The 13,090-nt window shown below is 42.6% G+C and carries 12 protein-coding genes; 6 read left to right on the top strand and 6 right to left on the bottom strand.

Translation table 11 applies throughout. The annotated features are described in order from the left end of the window. Positions 1-198: 198 nt before the first annotated feature. The 5 genes from ACSUPM_RS02070 to ACSUPM_RS02050 all read right to left on the bottom strand — a co-directional run bounded on the left by ACSUPM_RS02070 (position 199) and on the right by ACSUPM_RS02050 (position 4,889). Complete coding sequence (locus tag ACSUPM_RS02070; protein ID WP_413772500.1) at positions 199-1,059, bottom strand: ABC transporter substrate-binding protein; 861 nt, start codon at positions 1,057-1,059, stop codon at positions 199-201. A 197-nt stretch (positions 1,060-1,256) separates the two neighbouring features. Beyond that, on the bottom strand, positions 1,257-2,195 hold the full coding sequence (locus tag ACSUPM_RS02065; protein WP_173239120.1) for a transporter substrate-binding domain-containing protein: 939 nt from the start codon (positions 2,193-2,195) through the stop codon (positions 1,257-1,259). 89 nt (positions 2,196-2,284) lie between these two features. Continuing rightward, the gene (locus tag ACSUPM_RS02060) at positions 2,285-3,085 is read right to left on the bottom strand and encodes a transporter substrate-binding domain-containing protein (RefSeq protein ID WP_201565781.1); all 801 of its coding nucleotides are present in this window, start codon (positions 3,083-3,085) and stop codon (positions 2,285-2,287) included. A gap of 344 nt (positions 3,086-3,429) precedes the next feature. Continuing rightward, entirely contained in the window at positions 3,430-4,230 is an 801-nt protein-coding gene (locus tag ACSUPM_RS02055) for an ABC transporter ATP-binding protein (RefSeq protein ID WP_025651670.1), read from the bottom strand. Between the two features lie 335 nt (positions 4,231-4,565). Further along, the gene (locus tag ACSUPM_RS02050) at positions 4,566-4,889 is read right to left on the bottom strand and encodes a hypothetical protein (RefSeq protein ID WP_025651671.1); all 324 of its coding nucleotides are present in this window, start codon (positions 4,887-4,889) and stop codon (positions 4,566-4,568) included. Between the two features lie 543 nt (positions 4,890-5,432). Between ACSUPM_RS02050 and ACSUPM_RS02045 the strand changes: the two genes are divergently transcribed. The 6 genes from ACSUPM_RS02045 to ACSUPM_RS02020 all read left to right on the top strand — a co-directional run bounded on the left by ACSUPM_RS02045 (position 5,433) and on the right by ACSUPM_RS02020 (position 11,609). Next, complete coding sequence (locus tag ACSUPM_RS02045) at positions 5,433-6,734, top strand: glutamate-5-semialdehyde dehydrogenase (RefSeq protein ID WP_025651672.1); 1,302 nt, start codon at positions 5,433-5,435, stop codon at positions 6,732-6,734. A 123-nt stretch (positions 6,735-6,857) separates the two neighbouring features. Next, positions 6,858-7,622, top strand: coding sequence for a ribonuclease domain-containing protein (locus tag ACSUPM_RS02040; RefSeq protein ID WP_101211763.1), 765 nt, complete (start codon positions 6,858-6,860; stop codon positions 7,620-7,622). A gap of 1 nt (position 7,623) precedes the next feature. Further along, positions 7,624-7,971 (top strand): barstar family protein, encoded by a 348-nt coding sequence (locus tag ACSUPM_RS02035; protein ID WP_025651674.1) that lies wholly within the window; start codon positions 7,624-7,626, stop codon positions 7,969-7,971. A gap of 117 nt (positions 7,972-8,088) precedes the next feature. Next, positions 8,089-9,363, top strand: a complete 1,275-nt coding sequence (gene gltS, locus ACSUPM_RS02030; protein ID WP_025651675.1) for a sodium/glutamate symporter — start codon at positions 8,089-8,091, stop codon at positions 9,361-9,363. Positions 9,364-9,504: 141 nt separating this feature from the next. Beyond that, positions 9,505-9,753 carry a DUF2164 domain-containing protein gene (locus ACSUPM_RS02025; protein WP_201566144.1) on the top strand — a complete coding sequence of 83 codons (249 nt, stop codon included), beginning with the start codon at positions 9,505-9,507 and terminating at the stop codon, positions 9,751-9,753. A gap of 38 nt (positions 9,754-9,791) precedes the next feature. Beyond that, entirely contained in the window at positions 9,792-11,609 is a 1,818-nt protein-coding gene (locus ACSUPM_RS02020; protein ID WP_201566143.1) for an NACHT domain-containing protein, read from the top strand. 162 nt (positions 11,610-11,771) lie between these two features. Here ACSUPM_RS02020 and glyA read toward each other — a convergent pair whose 3' ends face one another. After that, the gene (gene glyA, locus ACSUPM_RS02015) at positions 11,772-13,028 is read right to left on the bottom strand and encodes a serine hydroxymethyltransferase (RefSeq protein WP_101211762.1); all 1,257 of its coding nucleotides are present in this window, start codon (positions 13,026-13,028) and stop codon (positions 11,772-11,774) included. Between the last annotated feature and the right edge of the window lie 62 nt (positions 13,029-13,090).

Here is a 13,090-nt window from a genome sequence, read left to right as displayed (position 1 = left end):
AATAAATAAGCAAGATTTGACCAAAGTTGACCCTCAATATTGATTCAATCAGCAAGATGTCATCGAAGCGTTCAAATTATTACACAAAAGGTTATAAGGCATTCTATAAAACAATAAAAAAGGACATCACCATTATAGTAATGTCCTCGTTATTAATACTAAAGTTTCAAACCTTACGATAATATTTATATTAAACGGTTATTGCGCGGTGCTATCTACCACTGGCTGCTCAGTATTTTCTAACGTAGCGTCCGTAACTATGCTGTTACTAGCGGCTGGCACGGCAAAGTACTTTTGATTGATTTTGTCATAAGTACCATTGGCCTTTAGATTGGCTAATGACTGATTGATCTTTGCTTGTAGTGCCTCATCATTAGGACGCACCGCTATGGCAAAGTTATCATTAATATCAATCTCATCACCTTTTAGCACATAATTACTGCCTGTGGGTGAGCTAAGCCACTCTAACGCCGGTAGTTTGTCAGATATCATTGCATCAACGCGACCGGAACCCAAATCTAAAAAGGCATTACTCAAGGTATCATAGAGCTTCATATTGGCTTTTGGATACGTATTCTCTAACCACTGCGAAGAGATGGTCGAGCGCTGCGCGGCAATCGAGTGCGCATTGATATCATCGCTGTTGCTTGGCTCAAAGCTGCTGTCTTTTTTGGCCAAAAAAACCAACGTATTACTAAAGTAAGGATTCGTAAAGGCAACTTGTTGCTCACGCTCAGGGGTCACTGACATCGCCGCGACGATGGCATCATATTTACCAGCCTTGAGACCAGGGATAATACCATCCCAGTCTTGGGCAGTAATCTCGCAGGTGACTTGCATATCATCGCAAAGGGCATTGGCCATATCCACATCGAAGCCGCCGAGTGTGCCATCTGCATTGGTATAGTTGAAAGGAGCATAAGCGCCTTCAGTACCGATACGTAGCACCTCCTCTGTCGCCGCAGTTGCGGTCTCAGTGGTCTCATTAGCTGCAGAGTTGCTGTCGTCAGCACTGTTTTGACTGTTGTTACAACCCGCTAAAGTAAAAACAGCAGCCATGCCCAACAGCGGCATAGACCAGCGGCTGGTCGTTACCAGCGTTCTGATTGAGGTACGAGTCATATTGAGGGCTGGGATAAGATAGTGGCTCATGATCATCCTTGATATTTATACAGTAGAAAACAGCTTAGTAAAACAACGCCTGCCTTTTATTAGGGCGTGTCTCATATTAGGACATGCCCTAGGCCAAACTCGTCCTAGTTGGTTGCCGTTTCTGTTTGTTCTTCTTCAGCAATCACTGCATTGGCATCGACATTACCTTCATCAACGACAACCACTTGCTCAACACTACCATTAGCGGCTGTTTTTTGTGCAGCAGCCGTTGTGCTAGTACCAAAATAGCTGCCAGTGATTTGATCATAGGTGCCATTGGCTTTTAGCTCTGCCAATGCTGCGTTAAATTTGGCAACTAGTGGATCACCTTTACGGAAGGCAATACCCATGGCGTCATCATTGGTGCTGATCTCTTGACCTTTGACTTCGTAGTCTTTGCCCGCTTCCGTTTTTAGCCAGTCAATACCCGTTACTTTATCAGACATCATCGCACGTACACGACCTGAGGTGAGATCTAGATAAGCGTTGTCCTGAGTATCATAAAGCTTGACATCGGCATCGGCATGTTCGTCCTGCAAGTACTGTGACGCAACCGTTGAGCGCTGTGAGGCGACGGGCTGGCCTTTGAGAGCTTCTACGCTGATATCATCACCTTTTTTACCGATTAAGATGATGCCACTGTGGAAGTAAGGGTCGCTAAATTCCACGACTTCTTTACGCTCAGGGGTGATTGACATCCCTGCGATGGCCGCATCAAATTTCTGTGCATTCAGTCCCGGAATCAGACCATCCCAATCTTGGGAGATGACTTCACACTCTGCTTTCATTTGCGCACATAGTGCATCGACCAGCTCAATCTCATAGCCGATCAGTTTGCCATCGGCATCTGTGTAGCTAAAAGGCTTATAGCTTGATTCGGTGGCGATTTTGATGTTCAACGGTGTATCAGTTGCCGCATCAGCTTCGGCACTGTCTGTTGGTGCTGAGCTATTATTACACCCTGCTAGCATTAGCATGGCAGCGCTGAGCGGCGCAAGCCAAAAGGCTTTTTTGGTCATTAATGATGTCATTGAAATGGTCATGTTTGCTATTCCTTAATATATTTACCAGCCGTGTATTAACCCACTATTCGTTGATCGACGCTTATTCGTTAAAGCATATTCATCAACGCTTACTGATCAAAGTTAATTTGCTCAAGACGTGCCAGCTCACCATTACTACGGATTTCGCTAAGCGCTTTGTTAAATTCGTCTCTGAGTGGGTCGCCTTTACGGACAGCAATAGCAATATTATCGTCGTTATCAATCTCATCACCAACGACGCCGAAGCCTTCAGTATTGTCTGCTAACCATGACTTGGCTGAGACTTTTTCAGCCAATACCGCATCGCTACGTCCAGATTTTAGATCCAAATAAGCATTGTCATAATTGTCATAAAGCTTGACGGTGTTGCCGTCTTTGCCTTCATGGTTGTCTTGTAGGTACGCGCCTGGCGTCGTTGAACGTTGACCGCCAAGGGTTAGGTTTTTGATTGCCATCGGATCAAAGCTGCCTTTGGTATCGGTCAGCCATACCATAGTATTGGCAAAATAGGGCTCGCTGAAATCGACTTTTTCTTGGCGTTCAGCGGTGATAGACATACCAGCGACCACAGCATCATACTTTTGTGCCAACAAACCCGGAATGATACCGTCCCAATCTTGGGCAACGATTTCACATTTGGCTTGCATCTGATCACACAGGGCATTGGCAACGTCAATATCAAAACCGGCCAGCGTACCATCGGCATTGGTGTAGTTAAAAGGAGGGTAAGCGCCTTCGGTTGCGATACGAATGGTTTTGCCAGCCGTTTCTGCTGCTGGCGCATCGGCGTTGGTAGCAGCCGTTTCATCAGCAGGTTGACTACAAGCACTCAGCATTAACGCTGCAGTGACGGTCATCGATGACCATAATAGGCGAGAATTCGACATCATACATTCCTTAAGTTCTAATGGGTTTTTTAGGGTTCTGATATTTTGTTCTCTGACTTCCCTGCCAGACAAGCAATATAGATAGCAGAAAATGCAAGCAACCGTTATTAACGACCGCCTGTCAACCTTTTGATAATACCTGAGTAAAATATCAAAAACAAACGTTTTGCATACCGACTGTTATTATTGGGTAATAAATGGTCAACGGTACTTACCAATCAGCAGTTTGCGCAGCATAAGCCCATGTGCAATAAAAGCTTAATCACTATGAGCGACGATGCATTTTATCGGAATGCATCATCATTCTAAATGTCATTGGCTAAATATTATTGGTCAAGCGTCAGTGGTTATAGGTGTTGACGATGCGATGCCATAAAGTCTTTGACACGCTCAGAGGTAGGATTGTCAAAGACTTGTTCGGGCGTACCCATCTCTTCAACGATTCCTTGATGTAAGAATACGACTTGGCTGGAGACTTCACGGGCAAAACGCATCTCATGAGTGACGATTAGCATGGTGCGCCCCTCTTCTGCCAATTCACGCATGACCGCCAGTACTTCATTCACCAGCTCTGGATCTAACGCTGACGTTGGCTCATCAAACAATAATACTCGTGGCTGCATAGCAAGGGCACGGGCAATAGCGACGCGCTGGCGCTGACCACCGGATAAATTGGCAGGATAAGCGTCTTTTTTATCCAGCAGGCCCACTTTATCGAGCAGTTTTTCAGCATCGCTAATGGCTTGATCTTTTTTAATCTTTAAAACTTGCGTTGGCCCCTCGATGATGTTTTGCAAAATCGTTTTGTGTGGCCACAAGTTGAAGTTCTGAAAGACGAAGCCCACCCGCGCACGCAAACTCTCTAATTGCTTGATATCTGCGGCTTGAAGCTCACCTGATTTACTGGGCTTTAACATCAGCTCGTCGTTACCAATGATGATACGACCCTGATTGGGCTTTTCAAGCAGATTAATACAGCGCAATAAGGTAGATTTACCAGAGCCAGACGAGCCTAAAATAGAGATCACATCACCATCATAGGCGGTGAGCGACACCCCTTTTAGTACTGCCAATGAGCCATAGCTTTTATGGACGTCTTGTAAATCTAAGGCGATAGGCCGAGTCGGATTTTTTGCAATATCAAGCATGGTTCAGCAGACTTCCAATAAATATGAGTGAATACGAGAATAAAAAACAGCACTATATATAGTATAAATCAATGCTCTATAGACCGCTTTATATGATAGCGCGATGACTGATGTGCCATAAGAGAGGTATTGTCTCCTATAATGCAGAGAAAACGCAAACTTTGCACAGCATTGGCTCATGAATCAGCCAATAAATGACTGGCACAAAAAAGCCCAGACTGCATTTAAGCGCTGGGCTTTATTTTATCACTTTAGCGTACAAGACGTTGTTTTATCTGAGCATCGAGTCATCATACTTTAACCTGACGTCTTGAGACGATTTTTGACGTACTCATTTAATAGGTTGAGACGTGCTCTTGTTGTTCAGAGCCGTCTAATACGTCGTCATCAGCAGTCGAAACAGCCACATCATCTTTATTGCCCACTGCCATAGCCTCATCGTCGGCACTAGCAATGGCTATATCATTTTCTGTCGCTTTGTCAGCCGTTGAGACACCAGTGGCGCCTTGCTCGACTTCGACTTGGGCGTCAGTCGCGGTACTGGCCTCAGCCGTTGTTGCTTCTTTATCAGCACAAGCGCCTAGCATTAAGGTTGCAGCGGCTAGCGTGGCATACAACCATTTTTTACCCTTGTCATTCTTGTCATTAATGATAGCCATTGTCCTTCTCCATGCTCGTTAATCGATAAATTGATAGTCAACAATTTGTAGACTTAGTAATGACTATACTGACCATCGACACTGGCGTCCTTAGTAATTGCAGCGCAGTTCTGTTAAAAACACGTAATTATCAATTCATTTTGTAATGACACTCATATCGTTTTATTTTAGGTTAGCAATTACAACCATTTCACTATGAAAAACCTCTATAAGCGCTTTGTAAAGCGGGTTCTGTTCACAAATTCAACTTTACTATCGACCTAATCTGCTCTATGTTAAATGACATAGCGCCATAATCGCGCTCAGAACCATTTTTTGTAGACTATTGATGATATTTGGCAGTTTTTCTGCCTTTTTAGGTATTTTTGCAGCTACTTTAGTTATTTTTGTTACTTTTAATCAGTTAATAGAAATAATGATTTAATAAAACTGATCATTTGATCAAAGCAATGATTTGATAGAAGTAACTCTTTGATAAAAATTGAGTGTCTATCATTACTTAGTCTACGAATCGTTAAATTAGAAATATAAGGAAAAAGATTTATGAGTCAATCGAACACCACAGACGTTACCGCCTATATGCAATCTGTTGGCAAACAAGCGCGCGCCGCATCACGTGCTTTAGCTGCGGCCAATACGGGTGACAAAAATGCTGCTTTGATGTCGATTTATGACGTCCTGATGAATGCCAAACAGGATATTTTGTCTGCCAATAAAATCGATATGGACAATGGTCAAAAAAACAACTTAGACGCCGCCTTGCTTGACCGTCTAGAGCTAAACGATGCGCGCTTCGACGGTATGCTACAAGGTTTAAAAGACGTATCGGCGCTACCTGATCCTATCGGCGAAGTCACTGACATGACTTACCAGCCATCAGGGATTCATTTGGGCAAAATGCGTGTACCACTCGGCGTGGTCGGTATGATTTATGAGTCGCGTCCTAACGTCACATTGGAAGCCGCCTCTCTTGCTCTAAAGTCGGGCAATGCGATTATATTGCGCGGTGGTTCTGAAGCATTCGAATCCAACCAAGCAATCGCCAAATGTATCTTAGAAGGTCTAAAAAAAGTCGGACTGTCTGAGCACAGTGTGCAAGTACTACAAACGACCGATCGCGCTGCTGTCGGCGAGCTGATTACGATGACAGAATATGTCGATGTAATCGTGCCACGCGGCGGTAAGGGTTTGATTGAGCGTATTAGCCGCGATGCCAAAGTTCCTGTGATTAAGCATCTAGATGGTAACTGCCATACCTTTATTGACAGTGATGCCGATCCTGAGATTGCTATCAAAGTCAGCGTCAATGCCAAAACCCATCGCTATGGTACTTGCAATACCATGGAGACCCTCTTGGTCGATGAATCAGTCGCGGGTGAGCTATTACCAAAAATCGCTGAAGCTATTATTCAAGCCGATGATGCCATGCAACTACGCCTCGATGATAAGTCGCAAGCCATCTTAAATGACAACGCTAAGCTTGCTGGTCATTTATCTGCCGCAACTGCTGAGGATTGGGATACCGAATACCTTGCGCCTATCTTAGCGATCAAAGTATTATCAGGCATTAATGAGGCCATCGAACACATCAATACTCACGGCAGTCATCATACCGACGTCATCATTACGGATAATTACACCAAGTCGCAGCGTTTTATCCGCGAAGTAGACTCAGCCAGCGTGATGATTAACGCCTCTAGCCGCTTTGCTGATGGTTTTGAATATGGTCTGGGTGCAGAGATTGGCATCTCAACCGACAAAATTCATGCGCGTGGTCCTGTTGGACTAGAAGGTTTGACCTCACAAAAATGGATCGTTTATGGTCATGGTGAGACACGCACCTAATTTATTGCGCTCCGCCCTATCATCTACCGTCTAAATTAACGTATAATCCAAAAAAAACGTCAGCTTAATTGCTGGCGTTTTTTATGAGTTATAAAAACAGGAAGCTTAGAGGACGACATACTGATGCAAAGTGGCAAAATCAAGCACTGGAACCAAGATAAAGGCTATGGATTTATCGATGTGGACAATCAAAACGAAGACGTGTTTTTTCATGTGAGTACAGTGCGCTTGTCACAGCCCATCAGCGAAGGCCAACGTGTCTATTTTCATAGTCAGCGTAATGACAAAAACCAATTGCGCGCCACTGAAGTCACTTCCAACGACTTGAGTATTTTAGAAACCTCAGACATCACACCTGCTGCCCGCTCCTCCAATAATACTGAACGAGACCGCCAGCAGCATAAACGCCACACGACTCAAAATAATAATGTTAAAAAGAGTCGTGGTCATCAAAAGAAAAAAAGCCCGCTCTCGACTTTATTTAGTTTGATTGCGATCATAGCGGTAGCGGTTTATTTCTTTGCCGATCTAAAATCCACCCTTCTTGCTGACAATGCTCAGTCGACGCCCATATCACAGACTTCCTCTATAGCAGCGGGTCAAGCACAGACGTCAGCCATTACTGGTGATGCACAGATTGACACTACCATTGCGCTGATAAAGCAAGGCGGGCCGTTTCCCTATCCAAATAAAGATGGCACGACGTTCTATAATCGCGAAGGCCTACTACCTGCTCAGTCGCAAGGCTACTATCACGAATATACCGTCCCTACCCCTGGCGTTTCTCATCGCGGGGCGCGGCGCATTGTCACCGGTGGCAACCCGCCGACCATTTATTATTTGACGGTGGACCATTATGATAGCTTTAGCAAACTGGAGGTGAATTAAGATGAGTGACGCCATTTATTATATTGACTCAGCCAACAGCGAGCTTAACGACATCGCTTTTGTTCCTGCACACGCTATCGACATTCCACTCGATGAGGTGCTTGATAAGCGCGCACTTTTAGTCAGTTTGGCTAAAGCCTGTGATTTTCCTAGCTACTTTTCGCATAACTGGGACAGTGCATGGGACTGCTTAACCGATAGCGAGGTCACGCAGTTAAAGCTTGATTTAACAAGGGTAAAAAACATAAATACTGAAGACTTTACTATATTTAAAAGTATCATCGAAGATGCGTATAGAGATTTTGGTAAGCCGCAGTTATGGATTGTGGTATCGAGTAAAGATAAATAATTTGGGGTGTGTCATCGATGACATGCTTTAGTGCCTTATTGAAAAAACCTAAATGTAAGACAGCACTGATTCTGTCCTACATTCAGGTTAATTTATATTTGTAAAAAGGATCAACTCATGGAAATTACTTTAAATGGATATTACACGCTGATCTTGGCAACGTTCGTGCTATTACTCGGACGTTTTTTGATTAAAAAAATCAAGGTATTAGAGGATTTTAATATTCCAGAGCCTGTCGTGGGTGGCTTGGTCGCCGCGATGATTGTTTACGCGCTTAACTTAATTTGGGGCTACAGTTTCAACTTTCATCAAGGTCTGCAAACAGCGACTATGCTGATGTTTTTTGCCTCTATTGGTCTCAGTGCCGATTTTGGACGACTAAAAGCCGGTGGTTCGCCATTATTTATTTTCACGGTTGTGGTCTCGGTGTTTATCATTTTGCAGGACGTCGTTGGCGTCGCGATGGCGAGCGCACTGGGACTCGATCCTTTGCTTGGACTGGTGACTGGTTCTATCGCGCTCACTGGTGGGCACGGTACGGCAGGGGCTTGGGGCGTGGTATTAGAAGAAGAGTATGGCGTGGTCGGTGCGACGACACTTGGTATCGCTGTTGCCACTTATGGCTTGGTGGCCGGTGGTCTCATTGGTGGACCTGTCGCTCGTCGCTTGATTCAACGTCTTGGTCTAAAACCGACTCCGGCTAATCCAAACCCAAGCGATGTCGAAAAACTGGCTGGCGAACAGTCGTTATACAGCACCAAACATACCGAAGATGGGGATCATAGACAGGAAGAGATGTTTGAAAAACCTGATAACATCCGCCTTATTACCGCCTCATCTACGATTGAATCATTAGCACTGTTTGCGGCGGCCTTAGCTTTCGCCGACATAATGACCATCGTCGCAGAAGGCACTTGGTTCCAACTGCCAACGTTCGTATGGGCGCTAGCGGCTGGGGTAATTATTCGTAACTCGTTAACTATCGTCTTCAACTTTGATATGTTTGACCGTGCTATCGATGTCATTGGTAATGCGTCCTTGAGTCTATTCTTGGCGATGGCGCTGTTATCATTGAAGCTCTGGCAGTTGACTGACTTAGCGGGCCCTGTGCTGATTATTTTGCTGGTGCAAACCTTGATTATGATTATCTATGTTTACTTTATTACCTTTAGAGTCATGGGTAAGGACTACGATGCGGCCGTGCTGTCAGCGGGTCATTGTGGTTTTGGTATGGGCGCAACCCCGACGGCGATTGCCAATATGCAGGCGGTAACGGATCGCTACTTGGCCTCGCCTAAAGCGTTCTTAATTGTGCCGATGGTTGGTGCTTTCTTCGTTGATATCGTCAACGCGACGATCTTGCAGATATTTACCAAGTTGCCGTTTATGTAATTTTATAAGCAATAAAGTCGAATTAACCTGAATAAGGCTGGGCTACGCTATCGTAGCCCAGCCTTTTTATTGGTTATTCAACCTTCCTATAAAGGTATGATTGAACTAACCTAGATCATTACCTAGTATTGAGAGAATGATATGAGTAAAGACAAACTTATCAAGTTATCGAAAGAAGAGGAAGAAGCGCTGTTAGATAATTTGAGAGATTATATGAGCGAAGAGTTTGATTTGGATATCGGTAATTTGCCTGCCAAGTTCTTATTCGATTTTATGGTAGATTTGATAGGCGCTACAATTTATAACCAAGCCGTTGATGATATGGAGCCTTGGTTATATGATAGGTTTATGGGCATATTAGAAGACAGTCAGGCATTGAAGAAGGATTAGTTTGCGGTCTAGGTATTTCAATAAAAATTAGGATGATTATGGAACTTCAAGCACCAAGCTCAAATGTTAAAGACTTACACGAAATTTTAAAAGACACTGGGCATTACTTAAGCAATCTTATTGGCAAGGATTATCAAAAGTTTGCTACTAAGTACAATTTTGCTTTAAAAGATTATCTGTACGCAAAATCGGTTAATCTTTCTAAGGTCAAGATGGCTTTCTTTTCATCCCAAGTCGTCGAGCTTGATGAAATTTATGTACCGCAAAACATCAGATGGAGAAACGAAGTATTTACACAATCAGATTTCTTCGACGTTCTGTTGCATTCAAAGAAAATGGTTGTTAGTGCAACAGCAGGTTCTGGTAAGTCTTGTTTTTTAAAAAGTATATTTATCAATATTATTAGAAATGAGAGAAAACTACTCCCTCTATTTCTTGAACTAAGAAAAGTCAATGAGACAAGTGGAAGTATAATTGAGACTCTTAGAGCTGATATAGCTACTTATAACAATAAATTTAATAAGGACAACTTAGATTATTTGTTAAATAGAGATGGAACTATAATCTTCTTAGACGGATTCGATGAAGTTAATTACGACTTGAAAGAAAACTACTTAAAAGAAATCAACAACCTAGCAGATAGATATCCTAACCTGATAATTCTTACTTCTTCACGTCCTGAGTATAATGAGTTTACAGACTGGTCTTTATATAGTGTCGTAAAGATAGACCCTCTAAACATATCTCAAGCTATAGCAGTCATAGAAAATTTAAAATATGATGAGAAAATTAAAGAAACATTTATAGAAGCTCTTAATTTTGGCTTATTTGCAAAGCATGAAGGGTTTTCAAGTAATCCATTGTTACTAACTATTATGTTAATTACTTATGAGCAGTTTGGCGATATACCTGACAAAGTACATATATTTTATGATTTAGCTTATCAAGCTTTATTTAATAAGCATGATGTAACTAAAGAAAGCTTTCATAGAAAGAGTTTAACCAACTTGGATATGTATGAGTTGAGAAATATCTTTTCACTATTTTGTCTTGCTACATACTATAGGCAGACTTTTAAAATTTCTGAAGAGGTTTGCAATTCATTACTAACTAAGAGTTTGGGTGGTTTTGGACAAAATGTTAGTTCTAAAAGTTTAAAGTTAGAACTGTTGAACAATGTGCCCTTATTGATGCGAGATGGTTTAGATTACTGCTTCACTCATAGATCCTTTCAAGAATATTTTACAGCATACTATCTCACTAATAACAGAGTAAAAGAACAAATAATCACGAAAATTGGAGAACGATATCAGACTGACAATGTTATTGATATGATGTTTAATATGAATAGAGAAGTACTAGAAGATATTTGGATACTACCAAAAATAAATGAGATTATTAATCTGATTCCATCAAAATTCGAGACCACTGATGAAAAAATCAAGTTACTCTCTGTTTTTTTTAAAACTATAGCTGTTGGCGATGTTATCACATCAAATAGCGAAGAAAATGATAATTTGAATATTGTATATACCTTTACTCAAAGCACTAGTTACATATATTTTCTAATAAAAAAGTATGATGTTGGTGATTTTCATGAAGAGTTGAACAATCAATATCATTCAATTGATTATAGTTATGAAGAAATTGATTTTTTTGAATTAGTTTTAAGCAACGCTAATGGTCAGTCGGTAGATATAGAAGATCTGAACCGAACTGAGAAAGAACTTGTATGCCGTATGAAAAGTGAGCGATATGGAAAAATATGCTTTGAATTAATTAATCATATTAAAGATCTAATTTTGACTAGAAGAATTTCTTCAGACAGTACTATCGACTCTATGATTTTCGATTAATCAAATTAAACCCGATTAGCATCGAAGCTAACATTGATATATTTATACGTAGAACCCTTTTTACTATATATATCTGTAAGCACACCAACCATATAAAAAACCGCCTAGCAAAAGCTAAGCGGTTTCTATTTTAACCAACGTTTAACACTGCTCAAACAAAAATTACTGATTTTTTTCGTAAACTGGCAATTCTTTACAGATCGCTTCTACTTTACCGCGTACTTCAGTAGCGACGGCTTCATCACCGCGGCTATCTAACACATCACAAATCCAACCTGCCAAATCACTTGCTTGCGCTTCGTTGAAGCCACGAGTGGTAATCGCTGGCGTACCGATACGGATACCAGACGTCACGAACGGCGATTTTGGATCGTTTGGTACAGCGTTTTTATTCACAGTGATATGCGCATCGCCAAGCCATTTGTCCGCTTCTTTACCGGTCATTTCTTGCTTGACTAGGCTGATGAGCATGAGATGGTTTTCAGTACCACCAGAGATGATTTCATAACCGCGCTCTTGGATGACCTTTGCCATCGCTTGGGCGTTTTTGACCACTTGCTGCTGATAGGTTTTGAAGTTGTCCTCTAGCGCTTCTTTAAAGCAAACCGCTTTTGCCGCGATGACGTGCATCAACGGACCGCCTTGGTTGCCTGGGAATACCGCAGAGTTAAGCTTTTTGGCAAGTACTTCATCACGAGCCAAGATCATACCTGAACGCGGGCCACGTAGGGTTTTGTGCGTCGTAGTTGTCACGACATCAGCGAACGGTACTGGACTCGGATAAACGCCACCAGCGATAAGACCAGCCACGTGTGCCATGTCTACGAGTAAATAAGCGCCGACTTCGTCCGCGATTTCACGGAAACGCGCCCAATCGACCACTTGTGAATACGCTGAAAAACCAGCAATAATCATCTTTGGCTTATGCTCTTTTGCCAAACGCTCAACTTCGTCATAATCGATAAGGCCAGTGCCTTCGACCAAACCGTACTGTACGGCGTTGTAGTTCAGGCCTGAAAAGTTGATATGGGCGCCATGAGTCAAGTGACCACCAGCGTCTAAGCTCATGCCTAGTACGGTGTCATTGGCGTCTAATAATGCTAAGAAAACAGCCGAGTTTGCTTGGCTACCAGAATGCGGCTGGACGTTGACGTACTCAGCACCGAACAACTCTTTTGCGCGGTCAATGGCCAATTGCTCAACCACATCGACGTGCTCGCAACCACCGTAATAACGCTTACCTGGATAACCTTCAGCGTATTTATTGGTCAGGTCAGTGCCTTGTGCTTCCATCACTGCTTGCGAGCAATAGTTTTCTGAAGCGATAAGCTCGATGTGGTTTTCTTGACGAACGCTTTCAGCGGCCATGGCTTCAGCAAGTACTGGATCAAACTCTTTGATAGAAATATCTTTAAACATAGTGATGTCCTAGGTAGTGGCTATCGTTAATGGTAGTGTTTATGAAAAAGAAGCGAGTAGTA

Source organism: Psychrobacter okhotskensis (assembly GCF_965638355.1).
In the GTDB taxonomy this organism is placed as follows: domain Bacteria; phylum Pseudomonadota; class Gammaproteobacteria; order Pseudomonadales; family Moraxellaceae; genus Psychrobacter; species Psychrobacter okhotskensis.
This window is presented reverse-complemented; position numbering and strand designations above follow the sequence as displayed.

Excerpts from the sequence above, each read along its gene's own strand:
- ACSUPM_RS02065 (WP_173239120.1), bottom strand. The coding sequence starts at position 2,195 with ATGACCATTTCAATGACATCATTAATGACCAAAAAAGCCTTTTGGCTT.
- ACSUPM_RS02050 (WP_025651671.1), bottom strand. The coding sequence starts at position 4,889 with ATGGCTATCATTAATGACAAGAATGACAAGGGTAAAAAATGGTTGTAT.
- ACSUPM_RS02055 (WP_025651670.1), bottom strand. The coding sequence starts at position 4,230 with ATGCTTGATATTGCAAAAAATCCGACTCGGCCTATCGCCTTAGATTTA.
- ACSUPM_RS02040 (WP_101211763.1), top strand. The coding sequence starts at position 6,858 with ATGCAAAGTGGCAAAATCAAGCACTGGAACCAAGATAAAGGCTATGGA.
- ACSUPM_RS02070 (WP_413772500.1), bottom strand. The coding sequence starts at position 1,059 with ATGGCTGCTGTTTTTACTTTAGCGGGTTGTAACAACAGTCAAAACAGT.
- glyA (WP_101211762.1), bottom strand. The coding sequence starts at position 13,028 with ATGTTTAAAGATATTTCTATCAAAGAGTTTGATCCAGTACTTGCTGAA.
- ACSUPM_RS02035 (WP_025651674.1), top strand. The coding sequence starts at position 7,624 with ATGAGTGACGCCATTTATTATATTGACTCAGCCAACAGCGAGCTTAAC.
- gltS (WP_025651675.1), top strand. The coding sequence starts at position 8,089 with ATGGAAATTACTTTAAATGGATATTACACGCTGATCTTGGCAACGTTC.
- ACSUPM_RS02020 (WP_201566143.1), top strand. The coding sequence starts at position 9,792 with ATGGAACTTCAAGCACCAAGCTCAAATGTTAAAGACTTACACGAAATT.
- ACSUPM_RS02060 (WP_201565781.1), bottom strand. The coding sequence starts at position 3,085 with ATGATGTCGAATTCTCGCCTATTATGGTCATCGATGACCGTCACTGCA.
- ACSUPM_RS02045 (WP_025651672.1), top strand. The coding sequence starts at position 5,433 with ATGAGTCAATCGAACACCACAGACGTTACCGCCTATATGCAATCTGTT.
- ACSUPM_RS02025 (WP_201566144.1), top strand. The coding sequence starts at position 9,505 with ATGAGTAAAGACAAACTTATCAAGTTATCGAAAGAAGAGGAAGAAGCG.